A 15,429-nucleotide genomic window follows, 5' to 3' on the forward strand; every position below is an offset into this window, starting at 1 on the left:
GACCTCCCCAGAGTGGCCGATGCCCGTGGCAGTGGCGAGGACCATGAACCCGTGTGACAGACGCCGAGAGAGGGCGTTCCGCAGGAGTCTCACCGTGGACACGCACCGAGTTCAGGATCGGGAACCGGGCGCCGGATCGGGAACCAGGCCCAGGGCCGGGATCCAGGTGCAGGTACGCGCACCAGCCGCAGGATCGGGAAATGGCCGCAAGGTTGGGCCTCAGCCGGGCGGTCAGGAGCCGAGCTCGAGCACCTCGCCCTCCCACCGGCTGCGCAGCCAGCGGTCGTGCGAGGCGATCAGCACGGTCCCGCTCCACTCGGCGAGCGCGGCCTCGAAGCGGGTCGCGGTGACCAGCGCGAGATGGTTCGTGGGCTCATCGAGCACGAGCAGCTCGGGCGGGTCCAGCAGGAGGGCGGCGAGCATCACGCGGCGCAGCTGCCCGCGTGAGAGCAGCTCGAGGGGGCGAGGAAGGTCGCGGGGATGCACGAGCCCGAACAGCTCCGGCACGGGAGCGTCGACCGTCTCGGCATTCTCCTGACCCGCCGCCGCGCGCAGGTGATGGCCGACGGTGCGGCCGGGGATCACCACATCGTCCTGCCCGAGGTGCCCGATGCGCAGGCCGCGCGGATGGTCCACGGCGCCCTCCGTGGGGTCGAGGCAGCCGGTGACCGTGTCCAGCAGGGTGGACTTCCCGCTGCCGTTCGCCCCGGTGATCAGCAGGCGCTCGCCGCGGGAGAGGCTGAAGGAGACCGGGTCCAGGCGCCCCTGGACCGCGACGCCGCTCGCGCTGAGCAGCACCGACCCTGTCCCGCCGGTGCCGCCGGGCGCCTGCGGGAGATGCGTGAGATGCAGCTCCGCAGGCGGTTTGCGCACCTGCTCCTCCTCGAGCTGGGCGAGGCGTGCCCGGGCTTCGCGCAGCCGGCGCGAGATCACGGTGGCGTTTCGATCCGCGTAGAACTTCTTCGCGGCCCTCGCCTCGGTGCGCGGCGGTGCCCCGGGGTGGCCCACCGTCCGGGAGTCCTTCACCGCTTGCCGGAGTGCCTTCAGCTCCTCCTGCTCGGTGCGGAAGCGATGCTCCCAGCGGTCGCGGGCCTCGAATCGGGCCAGCAGGTAGTCGCTGAAGCCGCCCGAGTACACGGTGAGTCCGCCCGGGTCGGTGCGGGCCGGGGATTCGGCGGGATCCAGGTCCAGCTGGGCAGTGGTGGCGTCGTCGAGGAAGGCGCGGTCGTGGCTGGCGATGAGCACCGGGCCCGGGTGGGCGGCGATCGCTCCGGCGAGGAAGGCGGCGCCGTCGTCGTCGAGATGGTTCGTCGGCTCGTCCAGCAGCCAGCTGGTGGGGCGGGCGATGAGCAGGTGCGCCAGGGCGAGACGCTCGCGCTGGCCGCCGCTGATCTCTCCGAGCGGAACCGACCGGGCGAGGCTCGCCAGGGTCAGCCCCTCCAGCACGACATCCGCCCGTTGGGCGGCGTTCCACACGTCGGCCAGCGTCGCCTCGGCGAGCACCTCGTCGTAGTGGCGCGCCGCGCCGGCGGAGAGCTCGCCGTCGGCGGCAGCGAGGGCTTCACCGGCCGCGGTGAGCTCCTGCTCCAGGCGGCGCGAGCGCTCGAGAGCGTGAGCGATGACGTCGGCGAGGGTCGCCGACGGGCCGAACGGCAGCTCCTGGTGGAGGAAGCCGATCGGGCCCGGCGCGGAGGCGGTGCCGGCGTCCGCCGGGAGCTCTCCGGCGAGGATGCGCAGCAGCGTGGACTTCCCGCTGCCGTTCTCGCCGAGCAGGCCGGTGGGGCGCCCGGCGGGGACCACGAGGCTCACGTCGGTCAGGACCCGGCGGTCGGGGAAGGAGAAGGAGATCCCGTCGGCCCGCAGATGCAGAGCCGGGTCGCCGGTGCCGGGGAGGGCAGTGGGGACCAGGGACGAGGGTGAGGATGATGACGGCATGGATCAGCTCCGGATCGCGACGACGCGGATGGGACAGGGGCTGATCACAGGAGCATGACGGCGAGTGTAGGAGCTGTCGTGCGGGGCGTCGAGGGAATTATGGAGCTGGTCGCGGGGCATCGAGGAATTTACGGAGCTGTCCTGCGGAGGGCTCCACCACGAGTTCCGAGCGTCCCGGGGCCGGCAGCGGTTCAGCCTCGGCCCCGTACAGCGTCCGGAAGAGTTCAGTCCTCGGTGGTGAGGGCGTCGACGGCGGAGCGGATCCCGGCCGGGTCGCCGATCCGCTGCGGGTCCCGGGGATGCTCGGACAGTGCTGCGGCCGCCCGCTCGACGTCGGCCCCGGAGAGCAGGGCGACCAGTGCGACGCGCACGCTGCCCTCAGCGGCCTCCAGCACCTCGCCGGCGCGCTCCGCGCTCTCGCCGCTGGCCTGCACGAGCATCCGCACGGTCCGGCCCACGAGCTTCGCGTTGGTGGGGCGCACGTCGATCATGAGGTTCCCGAACGTCGTGCCCAGGCGCACCATCGTGGCGGTGGACAGCGCGTTCAGGGTGAGCTTCTGGGCGGTGCCGGCCTTCATCCGGGTCGAGCCGGTGACGACCTCCGGGCCGACGTCGGGAAGGATCGCGATGTCCGCCTCCCCGGCGAGCTCGGCGCGCGGATTCGCGGAGATGAGGGCAGTGGGCATCCCCGCCTCGCGGGCGGCCTGCAGCGCGCCGCGCACGAAGGGCGTGCGGCCGCTCGCGGCCAGACCGATCACCACGTCACCGGCCTGACAGACCTCCCGCACCATGGCGGCACCCGCCTCGGGGTCGTCTTCGGCGCCCTCGACCGCGGTCATGAACGCTCCAGGGCCTCCGGCGAGATGGGCGGTGACCATCGAGTCGTCGGCGTTGAAGGTGGGGGCGAGCTCGACCGCGTCGAGCACTCCGAGTCGGCCGGACGTGCCGGCACCGACGTAATGCACGGTGCGGCCACCGGCGATCGCGCTCACGCACACCTCGACCAGCTCGGAGATCCGCTCGGCCTGCTGCTGGACCGCGGTGGCGACCTTCGCGTCCTCGGCGAGGATCACGTCGACCATGCCGCGTGAGTCGAGGGCGTCGAGTCCGCTGCTGGCCGGGTTGCGCTCCTCGGTGGGTGAGGGCAGGTCGACCAGGTCGAGGGGGATCGCGGCATCGTCGCGGCGGGGGGACTCGGTCACGGTGTCTCCTGGGATCGGGTGCGGGAGGTGGGGCGAAGATCGGGATCATCAGTGATCGGCGGCGAACGCCCGCGTCCACCACGACCAGCGTAGCCATCACGCCGCGCCCTGCCTCCCTCCCGCGCCGTCCGATCCGCTGCCTCTGCGCCTGCCTCTCCGCCTACGATGAGGGTCCCCACCCCCGGGCGCCGCCCATCGGGGCATCGCTGATCGAGGGAGTCACCATGGGCGCCGACGCCAACGCACCGTTCCCCGTCGTCATCGCCGGGGACATCGGCGGGACCAGCTCGCGCCTGGCCCTCGCCGGCCGCGACGGCGAGGTGCTCGCCGAGGCGAAGGGGCCCGGCGCGAATCTGCGCTCGTCGGGCCCCGAGGCCCTGGACCACGTGGCCGAGACCCTGCGCGAGGTGCTCGAGGCCGGTCGCCGCGAGCTGGGGGCGGAGCTGGACATCACCGCTGTGGCGCTGGGGATCTCCGGAGCCGGCCCTGCGCGCGCCGAGGAGGTGCGCAGCGCGGTCACCGAGCGGCTCGAGCCGTTGGGCATCGCGCCGGATCGGGTGCTGATCACCGACGACCTGCACACCGCCTTCCTCTCCGGAGGCGTGGGCGATGACGGACTGCTGGTGCTCGCCGGCACCGGCGCGGTCGCGGTGCGCTTCGACGGGCGCGAGTCGGTCGAGCGCCGCGACGGGATGGGTTGGCTGCTGGGCGACATCGGCTCGGCCGTCTGGCTGGGGCGGCGCACCCTGCAGGCTGTCGCCGCGGATCTCGACCACCGCGGCAGGCACACGGAGCTCACGGAGCTCGTGGGAGACATGCTCGACCTCGACCTGCGCGACGGACTGCTGCCGCCCTCCCCCACCGGGGACCCCCGCCAGGACCTGATCCGGGCGCTGGACGATCTGCTTCCCGCCGGGTCGCCTGCGGCGCTGGGACGCTTCGCACCGCTGCCCGGAACGATCCCCGAGGACCCCGCCGCCCGGGAGATCCTGGATACCGCGGTGCGGCATGTCATGGACACCGTGCGGGCGCTGGATCCCGACTGCGGGCTGCCGGTGGTCCTGGCCGGCTCCGTGCTGGCCACGCCCGGTCCCCTGCACGACGAGGTCGTCACCGGGCTCGAGGCCTCCGGTCGGGACTTCCGCACCGCACCCACCGGGCTGCCCGGAGCTCTCCGGCTGGCCCGGGAGAAGGCCGCGGTCGACCTGCGATGAGCCGGCCCACGCCCAGGATGCGCCGTCCCCGGCCGGTGACCGCACGGCGACGCGTCGGCCATGGGACAGGGCTCGTGCCGGGAGGGCGGCTGCCCTCAGCTCCGGCGCCGCGGGACAGCACACCGATGGAGCCCCGCGAGCCGAACGCTCCCGCCCTCGTGCCCGGAGCGGCCACGACTGCTGCCGGGGAGGACCGCAGGGACCCTGCCACCACGGCAAGAGGGCTCCCGCGACGGGACCGACGGGACCGACGGGACCGACGGGGCCGATGGGGCCGACGGGGCCCGCGGGGTCGATGGACCCGACGGGGCCGATGGGGCCGACGGGGCCGGTCCGGTACGCGAATCCGTCGGCCCTGGCGCGACCGCCTCCTCTCGGAGAACCTGCGCACCGCGCTCTCGCTGCTCGTGGCGCTCTGCGTCGGCTTCGCCGTGACCCTGGCCATGACCGGTCTGCAGGGGATCGGCACCGCCGAGGACGGCAGCCCCGCGACGGTGCTGCTCCTGATGATCGTCACGATGTCCCTGTACTCCCTGCTGTTCGCCGCGCTCACGCACTGGGCGCTGACGGGTCAGCCGCGGGCACGCATGGTGGGCACCGCCCGACTGGTGCGCGCACGCAAGCACGTCCGCACCTATCGCTGGCTCTCCGGGCGCAGCGGATCCAGCGGCGAGGTGCTGCAGCTGCTGATCACCGCCGCCATCGCCATCGGGCTGCTCGTGACCCGGCCCGAGGGCCTTCCCCTCGGGGCGCTCCTGGCCCTGACGGTCGCTGCCATGGCCACCGCCTGGATCGGCTCGGTGATGACCTTCGCGGTGGAATACGCCGCCGAGGACGCCCACGGGGACGCCTTCGACCTGCCCGGCGGCCCGGCGCACGAGCGGGACCTGTCCGACTACGTGTACGGCGCCGTGCTCATCCAGGCCTCCAGCGGTGCCTCGGATCTCGTCCCGATCACGTCGGCCGCCCGTCGCATCGTGCGCAATCACGTGATCCTCGCCCATGTCACCAGCACGATCCTCCTCACACTGGGCGTCTCCGCCCTGCTCACGACGCTGAGCTGAACGCTCGAGGGCCGACTCGCGGACCCGCCGGGCGGCCGACGTGCCGGGACCGACGATCCCTGTGAACCTCCTGGCCCGGGCGCGATGGAAGACTAGGATGGCCAGCGTCCGCCCGCCGCTGAGACGGGTGCCCGGGAAGCCTCCCTGGCACCGCGCGCCGCTCGACCCGGAAGGCTCACTCGATGCCCGACCCTCACGACCAGATCCCCAGCCGCGAGAAGGTGCTGATCATCGGCGCCGGTCCCGCCGGCCTTGCGGCCGCCGCCGCCCTCAAGGCGCTGGGCGTCCCCTTCGACCTGGTCGACCGCGCCAAGCACGTCGGCGGCATCTGGAACGAGGAGCGCGAGGACACCCCAGTCTGGTCCTCGATGGACATGATCTCCTCCCGCGAGTTCACCCAGTACGAGGACATGCTGCAGCCGGTCTCCTTCCCGGAGTTCCTCAGCCCCGGCCACATGGCGAAGTACCTGCGCGCCTATGCCGCACGCCATGAGCTGACCGAGCACTTCCGCCCGCAGGTCGCGGTGCGCTACGCCCGCCCCTTCGAGGACAATGTGTGGCAGGTCGAGCTGTCCACCGGGGAGATCCTGATCTACCGCGCGGTGATCTCCGCCCATGGCATCTCCGAGCGTCCCCACCGCCCCGACTGGGCCGCCGATGTCCCCAAGTCCGTGCAGGTCATCCACTCCAAGGAGTGGAACGGGCCCGACGGGCTCGAGGGCAAGCGGGTCCTCGTGGTCGGCTCCGGGCAGTCCGCCGCGGACATCGCGGTCGACGCCGCCCGTCGTGCCCTCGAGGTGCGCTGGTCGATGCGCAGCGGCCACTGGGTGGTGCCGCGCCGCGTGGGCGGGGTCCCCGGGGACGTCGCCGCCTCCCGCGAGCCCTCCCTGCTGGGCGGGCTGAACGCGAAGATCGCCGAGACCGTCGTCACCCGTACCGTCGGCCGCCCCGCCGATGCCGGGCTGCCCCGCCCCGAGGCCCCCCTCCTCGAGGATTCGGTGATCGTCTCGGACCACGTGCTCGACCGGGTGCGGGAGGGGCGCATCTCCCCCGTCGGCGATGTCACCGGGATCGATCAGGACGGCACCGTCACCCACCTCGGCGCCGAGCGCCATGCCGGTCATCTCCGCTACGCCCCCGATCTGATCGTGCTCGCGACCGGCTACGAGTCCGGCGCGGACCATCTGCCCGAGGACGTCGTGCCCCGCACCGCGAGCGGAGACCTGGATCTGTTCCTCGGAGCCTTCCCGCGCGGCCGCGACGACCTCGTCGTGCTCGGCCAGCAGCGCGTGGCCGGCGGCGTGCTCCCCGTTCTCGTCGAGCAGGCCGACGTCGCCGCCTACGTGCTCGCAGCCTCCCGCGACGGCGGATCCCCTGCTCTGGCGAGCTTCCAGCGCCAGCGGGCCGGCTCCGAGAGCTCCATCCCCACGGCCGACACCGACTCCTCCGGTGGCGTCCTGGGCCGCCTGGGCGGGCTGATCGGCTCCCACCGGGTCACTCCCCGCGCGGCGTCCGGGACCCCGCACGACGGCATCGAGAAGCTGGTGCCCGCCGTGGACCGCGACACCCTGCTGGCGCGGCTGCGATCGGTGCGCGGCCTGTTCGAGTGAGATCGGTGCACCGGCCGCTGGAGTGAGCAGCCGCTGCAGTGCACGGCCTCTGCTGCAGTGAAGCTGCCTGCTGCAGCGATCGGCCTGCTGCAGTGAGCTGCCCGCTGGAAAGAGCTGCCCGCTGGAGTGAATAGCCGGTGCGCAGGGTCCGAGGCGTTGCGGGGCACGGGCGCTGCGCATCGCGCTCGCTTCTCCGGGCGGACCCGGGGCGTCGGTCAGGCCCGTTCGCGCTGCCGCGCCCGCCCGGTGGGTCGTGGCTGCTCGCCGCGCCCCGCCCGGTCCCCACTCCCGGCCCGGTCCCCGCGCCCGGCCCGCTCGTTGCGCTCGGCCTGACCGTCGCCTGCGGTGCCGTGGCCGGCTCCGGTCTCCGTGCCGCGGCGGGGCCGACGGATCCACAGGGCGGCTGCGGCGCCGCCTCCGGCCAGCACGGTCACGCCGAGCACGCCGATCCCGCCGCGCTGCTGATCGGCGAGGGCGTCGGGGAGCCAGGTCCGTCCGGTGCCTCCGAACCAGCTCGCTGCCATCAGCAGATCGGTGAGCAGCAGGGTGACGCCCGCAGCGAGACCCAGCACGACCGGCACCGCGAGCACCAGCAGTCGCAGCCCCGTCCCTCGCACAGCGCGCACGACGAGGGTGATCAGCACTCCCCCGGCCAGGGCCAGCATCTGCAGCGAGAGGTGCAGGGCATGGGAGTCCAGGGCGAGCCGCAGCAGGGGGCTCGCGTAGACGCCGGCGAGGAGCGCCAGGGGCACCGCCGCGAGGAGCGCGGCGAGCCACCAGCGGTCTCCGAGGAGCGTGCCCAGCACCCGGGGCACGGCGACCGCGCTGCCCAGGAGCGCTCCGGCAGCCGCCAGCAGCAGCAGGTGCTGCAGCAGGTGCGCGGAGACCATGACCTTGCTGTACACGTTCAGCGCTCCGCTGGTCAGCAGCACCAGCACGACCCCGCTGAGCACGAGTCGCACGCTCGCACCGCGTTCGCGCTCAGGACCGCGCGGGCGCCACCACAGCAGCACGAACACGCAGGCGAGCATCATGCCGAAGGGGTCCGGACGCCAGGACGTGAGCAGGGTGGCGACGCTCGGGGCATCGGGCAGCGGGTAGCTGGTGAGCACGCCGGCCGGACCTGCCGGCGGGGTGCCGGCGTCGGCCGGCGGCGGGGAGGAGCTCATGGCCGCGGCGAGCGCGACCGCGAGGCCCATCAGGGCGAGCTCGAGCAGGGCGAGCCGGCGATAGGTGCCGGCGGCCTCCCGGCCCGTGGCGTCGTGGCCCAGGCCCGTGGCCAGCTGGCGGCGCTGCAGCGCGCCGAGGCCGGCGAGCGCCATCAGCAGCACCGCCTTCGCGACTCCCAGCTGCACATAGGCGCTGGTGAGGATCTCGGCGATGCTGTTCATGCGCACGGCGAGCGCCCAGACGCCGCTCACGGCGAGCGCGATCCAGCAGATCAGCGCCAGATGGGAGTAGCCGCGCAGCACGGCGACGTCGTCCCGCGAGCTGGTGGGCAGCACCTGGAGGATGCCGAGGCCGCCCAGCCAGATGCCCACGGCGAGCAGGTGCACGAGCATCGTGGAGGTCGCGACCTCATGGCTCGAGTCCCCGGCGGCGTGGCCGGTCATGGCGCTGGCGAAGGCGACCAGACCTGCGGCGACGGCGACCACGCGAGCGGTCGTGCGGGAGGTGCCCGTGAAGGCGGCCGTCGTCGCGGTCGCCGCGATCACCAGCGCGGCGACCAGCCAGAGGCCGAGCTCCGTGGCGAGGAAGACGCTGAGGTCGGAGCCGAAGCGCTCGGAGCCGACGGGCTGGCCGGTCGCGACCGCATAGGAGAAGGCGAGCGAGGCGCCGCGGGCGAGGGTGGTGACCGCGGCGGCGATCCCGATCACGGACAGGGCGCGGGCGCGATCCGCGTCCTCGCGCAGCAGCCATCCGGCGACGACCGCGCCGCCCAGGGTGAGCGCCGCGGCGAGATCAGCGAGCATCGAGGCGATCGGTGACCCCAGGCGGGCCAGCGGGCCCGCGTCGCGCAGCACGAGGTTGTCGCCGCCGGCGGCGTCGGCCGCGAAGACGGACAGCAGCGAGAGGACCGCGAGTCCGGCGACGACGGCGCCGACGACCAGCGGCGAGGGCCGCGTGGGGGGCGTGCTGGTCATGAGGCGATCACCACTCCTAGCCAGAGCATGGCCATACTCGTGCCGACCGAGAGCAGCAGGTAGCTCACGGCGATCGCGAAGCCGGCGCGTCGCATCAGTTCGACCACGTCGAGCGCGGCGGTGGAGAGGGTGGACAGGCCGCCGCAGAAGCCGGCGGCGAGCACCAGGTAGCCGAGCTCTGCGGCACCCGCGGCGGAGGAGCCGAGCCGCGCGACGATCAGTCCCAGCAGGAAGCTCGCGAGCACGTTGACGAAGAAGGTGAGCCAGGGCTTCACGCGCACGTCGCCGTTGCGGTAGCGGCGCGCCGCCTCCCGCATGCCCAGATCGCGCAGCCACCAGCGCAGCGCGGAGCCCGCGCCGCCGCCGATGCCCACCAGCAGTGCGCCCAGCAGGACGGTGCCGGGGCTCATGAGTCCGCCTCCGCGTCCTGCAGGTTCGTGGCCTGGCCGCCGCGCGGATCGTGACGATCCCGCCGCCGAGCGACGAAGACGAACCCGCGGCGCCCGCCGAGGATCCCGAACGCCACGGCCAGCAGGCACACCACCATGGTCATCATGGCGTAGGTGAACGCCTGCAGCGGGAAGTCCGCACCGATCATCGCGGAGCCCTCGAGCACCACGGTGGAAAAGGTCGTGAAGCCTCCGCACAGGCCCGTGCCCACCAGGGGGAGCACCCAGGGCCGTGCGGGTCGCGCCTCGAGCACACCCGTCAGCACGCCGAGGCCCAGGCATCCCACGGCGTTGACCCAGAAGGTGGCCCAGGGCAGCTCGACCAGGGTGGGCGTGGTGACGGTCGGGATCAGCACCGACAGCAGGAAGCGCAGCAGCGAGCCCACTGCGCCGCCGCCCGCGACCAGCAGCGCGATCTTCCAGCGCGGCAGGGTGGTCTGCACGGGCCCGGAGCCGAAGGTCTCGGTCGCGTCGACGTCCTCGAGATTCAGCGCCGCCATCTCGACCGTGCGCATCCGCGGATCATCGCGGCGCGGGGTCGGAGGCGTGGTGGGGCTCGAGGTCACCGGATCAGGGTACCGACGCGCGCCTCGTGGCGGTCACAGCTGGCACCGCAGGCGTGCGGCACGGCACCCTCGAGGCCCCCGCCGGAAGCAGCCGAACCCGCGCAGCCGGCACGATCTGCGCAACCAGCACGACCTGCACGCCCAGCACCATCTGCGCGACCAGCACGACCCTCGCACCGATGCGCCTGTCGCAGCCCGCGCGACGGGGCGTTCACCCCCAGACCAGGCCCAGGGCGGGATCCTCGAGCACGGCGGAGATGTCCCGCAGCAGCTCCGAGCCCAGCGCTCCGTCGATCAGACGATGGTCGAAGCTCAGCGCGAGCTGGGCGACCCGGCGGATCTCGATCCGGCCGTCGACCACCCACGGCTTCTCCTTGATGGCGCCGACGCCGAGGATCACGGACTCCCCCGGATTGAGGATCGGGGTGCCGGAGTCGATGCCGAACACGCCGAAGTTCGTGACCGTGATGGTGCCCTCGCGGGTGTCGGAGAGCGACGTGCGGCCGGCCCGGGCGGTGCGAGCGAGCTCGTCGATCCCCTCGGCCAGCTCGCGCAGGGTCATCAGGTGCGCGTCCTTGAGGTTGGGCACGATGAGCCCGCGCGGGGTGGCCGCGGCGATGCCGAGGTTCACGAAGTGCTTGTAGACGATCTCCTGTGCCTGCTCGTCCCAGGAGGCGTTGACCTCGGGGTTACGGCGGATCGCCACCAGCAGCGCCTTGGCGATCACCACGAGCGGGCTGACCTTGATGTCCTTCCACTCCCGGGAGGACTTGAGGTCCGAGATGATCTGGACGGTGCGGGTCATGTCGATCTCGTTGAAGACCGTCACGTGCGGGGCGGTGAAGGCCGAGGCCACCATCGCCTCCGCGGTGCGCTTGCGCACCGAGCGGATCGGCACGCGGGTGGTGCGCTCATCGCTGGTGACGCCGGCGAACGGCTGGTCACGGGTGGTCTTCATGGCTCCTCCGAGTCCTTCCGGTGCCTGCGGGGACTCCTGGGGGAAGTACTCCCCGTCCTGGTCGACGGCGCCGGCGGGGGCGCCGCCGCTCATGGCGCGCTGCTGCGCGGCGAGCACGTCGGCCCGCGTGACGGTCCCGTCCGGACCGGTGGCGAACACGTCGGCCAGGGCGATCCCGAGGTCCCGGGCGAGCTTGCGCACGGGCGGCTTGGCGAGGATGCGGTCGATGGGCACCTGCGGGCCGTCGTCCTGGGCGCTGCGCCGACGGCGTCGACGCTGCGGGGCGGTCTTCGCGCCGTAGCCGACGAGGTTCTTGGGCTCGCCCTCCTCGCTCTCCTGGGGCGCCACCTCGGCGGCGGTCTGCGCCTCGGCAGCCGCCGTGGCAGCAGCGTCGGCCCCGGCGTCGGCGTCGGCGTTGGCGTTGGCGTCGGCGTTGGCGTCGGCGTCGGCGTCGGCGTCGGCGTCGGAAGATCCCTCGCCGGACTCGATGTCCTGCGCACCGGACGGAGCCGGGCCCGCCGCCGGGGCGGGGCCTCCGGCGGTGTCCACGCGCAGCAGCGGGGTGCCGACGGGCACCTCGTCCCCGACGGCGACCAGGATCTCCAGGACCGTCCCGCCGACGTGGCTGGGCAGCTCGACCGCGCTCTTTGCGGTCTCCACCTCGATCACCGGGTCGTTGATCGCGATGGTGTCGCCCACGGCGACCCTGATGTCGATGATCTCGGCCTCGGTGAGACCCTCACCGGGGTCGGTGAGGGCGATCGTCACGACCGACGCGGAAGAGGGAGTCGCAGTCTCGTCTGGCATAAGGGGATCCTTTCACGCAGGGGCGCGGCCGTCAGTGCTCGAGCAGACGGTCCACACCGTCGAGCACCCGGTCGAGGTCGGGGAGGTAGGCGTGCTCCATGCGCGCCGGCGGGTACGGCAGGTGGTAGCCGCCCACCCGCAGCACGGGCGCCTCGAGGTGGTAGAAGCACTCCTCGGAGATCCGGGCGGCGATCTCGCCGCCGATCCCGCCGAGCACCGGGGCCTCATGCGTGATCAGCAGGCGCCCGGTGCGCTGCACCGAGGCGATGATCGTCGGATAGTCGATGGGGGCCAGCGACCGGGCGTCGATGACCTCGAGGTCGATGCCCTCCTCGGCGGCGGCCTCCGCGCTCTCGAGCGCGAGGGGCATGCTCGGACCCCAGGCCAGCAGGGTCGCATCGGTCCCCGGACGCACCACCTGAGCCTGCCAGGGGGAGATCTCGGGGCGGTGGTCGGGGTCCACGTCTCCCTTGACCCAGTACCGCTTCTTCGGCTCGAAGAGGATCACGGGATCCTCGCACTCGATCGCCTGACGGGTCATCCAGTAGGCGTCCTGCGCGTTCGAGGGGGCCAGGATCCGCAGGCCCGCGGTGTGCGCGAACAGCGCCTCCGGACTCTCGGAATGATGCTCGATCGCGCCGATCCCGCCGCCGTGCGGGATCCGGATCACGATGGGCATGTGCACGGCCCCCGCGGTGCGATTGTGCATCTTGGCGACCTGGGTGGTGATCTGGTTGAACGCGGGGAACACGAACCCGTCGAACTGGATCTCGACCACGGGTCGGTAGCCGCGCACGGCGAGGCCCACGGACGTGCCGACGATCCCGGCCTCGGCCAGCGGGGTATCGACCACGCGCTGGCCGCCGAACGCGGCGTGCAGGCCGTCGGTGACGCGGAAGACGCCGCCGAGCACGCCGATGTCCTCACCCATCAGCAGCACCTTGTCGTCCGCGTGCATCGCATCGCGGAGCCCAGCGGTGATCGCCTTGGCGATCGGGAGGTTGGTGGTCGACGTCGCGCTCATGCGTCCTTCCCCGTCTGCTCGGCGTCCTCGTCATCGTCCTCGAACTGCGCGATGTACTCCAGGTACTGGTCGCGATCGGCCTCGACGATCGGGTGGGGCTCGGCATAGGCATGGGTGAACATGCCCACCGGGTCCGGATCCTCCATGCCGTGGATGTGGTGGTGCAGCTGCATCGCGAGGTCGTGGGCCTCCTCGTCGCAGCGGGCGATGAACGCCTCGTCGATCTCCCCGAGCTGCTCGAGGTGGCGGCGCAGGCGCAGGATCGGATCCTTCTCGCCCCACTCCTCCTCCTCGGAGGACGGGCGGTAGCGGGAGGCGTCATCACTCGTGGTGTGGGCGGCCATGCGGTAGGTGACGGCCTCGATGAACCGCGGGCCCTCCCCCGCGCGGGCGGCGTCCAGGGCCGTGCGCACGGCGCCGAGCACGGCGAGCACGTCGTTGCCGTCGACCCGCACCGAGGGGATGCCCCAGCCGCGCGAGCGCTGCGCGAGAGGCACTCGCGACTGCACCGAGGTGGGCACGGAGATCGCCCACTGGTTGTTCTGGGTGAAGAAGACGACCGGGGCCTGGAAGGACGCGGCGAAGGTGAAGGACTCCGAGACCTCTCCCTCGCTCGAGGCGCCGTCGCCGAACAGCGCGAGCACGGCGGTGTCGGTCTCGGGGTCGCCGGTGCCGACGACGCCGTCGCGCTGCAGCCCCATGGCGTAGCCGACGGCGTGGGGCGCCTGGGAGCCGAGCACGATCATGTAGGGGTGGGTGCGCAGCGCGTTCGGGTCCCAGCCGCCGTGGCTTACCCCGCGGTACGACTCCAGCAGGCGCCACGGCTCGATGCCACGGGCCCAGGCGATCCCGTGCTCGCGATAGGTGGGCACGAGGTAGTCCTGCTCGCGGGAGGCATGGCCGGCGCCGATCTGCGCGGCCTCCTGCCCCAGCGCGCTCGCCCACAGGCCGAGCTGGCCCTGACGCTGCAGGTTCGTCGCCTCGAGGTCCGCCCCACGGATCATCACCATGTCGCGGTAGTAGCCGCGCAGGCGCTCCGGGGAGGCGAGGTCGTCCTCGCCGCCGGAGCCGGCCAATGCGGCGTCGAGGTCTGCGTGCGGGGTGCGGGTGCCATCGGCTGCGAGGAGCTGGACCATCGGCTCCTGGGCCGCGACATCGGGGATCGTGGATCGGAAAACACTCACGGCGGGAGCGTAACCTACGGTGCCGTAAGGAGGAAAGAGGCCCTGCTCAGCGGTGCGTCGTGCGCGTCGATCGGTCCGGGACGATCTCGAAGCGGCCGACGGGGACCTCGTCGGCAGGGCCGTGCGGCAGCGCGCTCAGGCCGCGCGGCGGGGTGAGGGATCCGAGCACGCGCGGGCCGCGCGCACCGGTGTGGGCGGGACCGTCGGGGCCGGCCAGGGTGCCGGGCAGACCGTGGGCGCCGAGGTAGCCGAGCAGGGCGATCAGCAGAGCCTCCTTGCCGTCGGCCGGGATCCCCAGCTCATCGGCGTCCAGCAGCAGCACCGGGCCCAGGTGGTGGGCGAGACGCTCGCGCAGGAGCGGATTGCGGATCCCGCCGCCGGAGGCCACCACCCGGCTCGCGCCGAGCTCGCGGATCGCCTGCGAGATGGTCACGGCGGTGAGCTCGGTGAGGGTCGCGAGCAGGTCGGGCAGGGCGAGCGCGTCCGCCGCGTCCCGCCCGAGCAGTCGGCGCACGTACTGGCCGTCGTAGTGCTCACGCCCGGTGGAGCGCGGCAGCGGCTGCGCGGAGAAGGGATCAGCGAGCAGGGCCTGCAGGGCGGGGCGGTCGACGGTGCCGGTGCGCGCGATCAGGGCGTCGTGGTCCGCAGCGCGGCCGGTCGCGGCGTGGACGGCGGCGTCCAGCAGAGCGTTCCCCGGCCCGATGTCCCCGGCGATCACCTCTCCCGGCCCGTTCCCACCGCCCACCAGGCTCACGTTGGAGATCCCGCCGATGTTCAGCACGGCGGTGCGCTCCTCGGGGTCGCCGCCGAGCAGCAGCTGGTCCAGCAGCGGTGCCAGGGGCGCGCCCTGACCTCCGGCGGCGACGTCCGCGCTGCGCAGGTCGTGGATCACAGGGAGGCCGGTGGCCTCGACGAGGCGGGAGGGGTCCCCGATCTGCAGGGTGCTGAGCGTGCGACCGTCCTGGACGTCGTGGTACACGGTCTGCCCGTGCGTGGCGACCAGGTCGGCGTCCCCGTGCTCGGCGAGCACCGCGGTGGCAGCGGCGGCGAAGGCGTCCCCCACTGCGGCGTGCAGGCGGCTCCAGGTCGCGACGTCCGCGGGGGCGGGCGGCAGCACGGCGCGCAGCGACGCGCTGGTGGCGGCCGGCCAGGGCTGTTCCCCGAGGTGCAGCGGACGGGCGGTGAGGAGGGACGGATCGGCGGGGTCCCGCGTGAACTCGACCAGAGCCACGTCGATCGCGTCCAGGCTGGTCCCGGACATCATCCCGAGCA

The 15,429-nt window shown here is 73.1% G+C and carries 12 protein-coding genes; 3 read left to right on the forward strand and 9 right to left on the reverse strand.

The window, feature by feature from the left end:
- Positions 1–231: 231 nt before the first annotated feature.
- Together CIK71_RS09375 and CIK71_RS09380 are read right to left on the reverse strand one after the other, a co-directional pair.
- Positions 232–1,935 carry an ABC-F family ATP-binding cassette domain-containing protein gene (locus tag CIK71_RS09375; RefSeq protein WP_096165170.1) on the reverse strand — a complete coding sequence of 568 codons (1,704 nt, stop codon included), beginning with the start codon at positions 1,933–1,935 and terminating at the stop codon, positions 232–234.
- 224 nt (positions 1,936–2,159) lie between these two features.
- Positions 2,160–3,137, reverse strand: coding sequence for an N-acetylmuramic acid 6-phosphate etherase (locus CIK71_RS09380; RefSeq protein WP_096165173.1), 978 nt, complete (start codon positions 3,135–3,137; stop codon positions 2,160–2,162).
- A 224-nt stretch (positions 3,138–3,361) separates the two neighbouring features.
- Here CIK71_RS09380 and CIK71_RS09385 point away from each other — a divergent pair, with 224 nt between their 5' ends.
- The 3 genes from CIK71_RS09385 (at position 3,362) to CIK71_RS09400 (ending at position 7,025) form a co-directional block, all read left to right on the forward strand.
- Positions 3,362–4,351, forward strand: a complete 990-nt coding sequence (locus CIK71_RS09385) for an N-acetylglucosamine kinase (protein ID WP_096165175.1) — start codon at positions 3,362–3,364, stop codon at positions 4,349–4,351.
- Between the two features lie 431 nt (positions 4,352–4,782).
- A complete protein-coding gene (locus CIK71_RS09395) occupies positions 4,783–5,415 on the forward strand; it encodes a DUF1345 domain-containing protein (protein WP_141393710.1) in 633 nt (210 codons plus the stop codon).
- Positions 5,416–5,597: 182 nt separating this feature from the next.
- Complete coding sequence (locus CIK71_RS09400; RefSeq protein ID WP_096165184.1) at positions 5,598–7,025, forward strand: flavin-containing monooxygenase; 1,428 nt, start codon at positions 5,598–5,600, stop codon at positions 7,023–7,025.
- A gap of 215 nt (positions 7,026–7,240) precedes the next feature.
- On the opposite strand, the gene CIK71_RS09405 is transcribed toward CIK71_RS09400, so the two are convergent.
- From CIK71_RS09405 to CIK71_RS09435, 7 genes are all read right to left on the reverse strand, one after another.
- A complete protein-coding gene (locus CIK71_RS09405; protein WP_096165187.1) occupies positions 7,241–9,169 on the reverse strand; it encodes a copper resistance D family protein in 1,929 nt (642 codons plus the stop codon).
- A complete protein-coding gene (locus CIK71_RS09410) occupies positions 9,166–9,579 on the reverse strand; it encodes a fluoride efflux transporter FluC (protein ID WP_096165189.1) in 414 nt (137 codons plus the stop codon). Before CIK71_RS09410 ends, CIK71_RS09405 begins: the two co-directional genes overlap by 4 nt.
- Entirely contained in the window at positions 9,576–10,184 is a 609-nt protein-coding gene (locus CIK71_RS09415; RefSeq protein ID WP_241964253.1) for a fluoride efflux transporter FluC, read from the reverse strand. The genes CIK71_RS09410 and CIK71_RS09415 overlap by 4 nt, the downstream gene beginning before the upstream one ends.
- Positions 10,185–10,395: 211 nt before the next feature.
- A complete protein-coding gene (locus CIK71_RS09420; RefSeq protein WP_096165192.1) occupies positions 10,396–11,949 on the reverse strand; it encodes a dihydrolipoamide acetyltransferase family protein in 1,554 nt (517 codons plus the stop codon).
- Between the two features lie 31 nt (positions 11,950–11,980).
- The gene (locus CIK71_RS09425; protein ID WP_096165195.1) at positions 11,981–12,973 is read right to left on the reverse strand and encodes an alpha-ketoacid dehydrogenase subunit beta; all 993 of its coding nucleotides are present in this window, start codon (positions 12,971–12,973) and stop codon (positions 11,981–11,983) included.
- Complete coding sequence (locus CIK71_RS09430) at positions 12,970–14,109, reverse strand: thiamine pyrophosphate-dependent dehydrogenase E1 component subunit alpha (RefSeq protein WP_096165197.1); 1,140 nt, start codon at positions 14,107–14,109, stop codon at positions 12,970–12,972. The genes CIK71_RS09425 and CIK71_RS09430 overlap by 4 nt, the downstream gene beginning before the upstream one ends.
- A 94-nt stretch (positions 14,110–14,203) precedes the next feature.
- Positions 14,204–15,421 (reverse strand): anhydro-N-acetylmuramic acid kinase, encoded by a 1,218-nt coding sequence (locus CIK71_RS09435; RefSeq protein WP_245857441.1) that lies wholly within the window; start codon positions 15,419–15,421, stop codon positions 14,204–14,206.
- Positions 15,422–15,429 lie beyond the last annotated feature (8 nt).

The organism is Brachybacterium alimentarium (assembly GCF_002332425.1).
GTDB lineage: Bacteria > Actinomycetota > Actinomycetes > Actinomycetales > Dermabacteraceae > Brachybacterium > Brachybacterium alimentarium.

What these genes read in the sequence shown, in the direction of transcription:
- CIK71_RS09405 (WP_096165187.1), bottom strand. Translation starts at nt 9,169, where the DNA reads ATGACCAGCACGCCCCCCACGCGGCCCTCGCCGCTGGTCGTCGGCGCC.
- CIK71_RS09420 (WP_096165192.1), bottom strand. Translation starts at nt 11,949, where the DNA reads ATGCCAGACGAGACTGCGACTCCCTCTTCCGCGTCGGTCGTGACGATC.
- CIK71_RS09385 (WP_096165175.1), top strand. Translation starts at nt 3,362, where the DNA reads ATGGGCGCCGACGCCAACGCACCGTTCCCCGTCGTCATCGCCGGGGAC.
- CIK71_RS09400 (WP_096165184.1), top strand. Translation starts at nt 5,598, where the DNA reads ATGCCCGACCCTCACGACCAGATCCCCAGCCGCGAGAAGGTGCTGATC.
- CIK71_RS09375 (WP_096165170.1), bottom strand. Translation starts at nt 1,935, where the DNA reads ATGCCGTCATCATCCTCACCCTCGTCCCTGGTCCCCACTGCCCTCCCC.
- CIK71_RS09410 (WP_096165189.1), bottom strand. Translation starts at nt 9,579, where the DNA reads ATGAGCCCCGGCACCGTCCTGCTGGGCGCACTGCTGGTGGGCATCGGC.
- CIK71_RS09435 (WP_245857441.1), bottom strand. Translation starts at nt 15,421, where the DNA reads ATGATGTCCGGGACCAGCCTGGACGCGATCGACGTGGCTCTGGTCGAG.
- CIK71_RS09425 (WP_096165195.1), bottom strand. Translation starts at nt 12,973, where the DNA reads ATGAGCGCGACGTCGACCACCAACCTCCCGATCGCCAAGGCGATCACC.
- CIK71_RS09430 (WP_096165197.1), bottom strand. Translation starts at nt 14,109, where the DNA reads ATGGTCCAGCTCCTCGCAGCCGATGGCACCCGCACCCCGCACGCAGAC.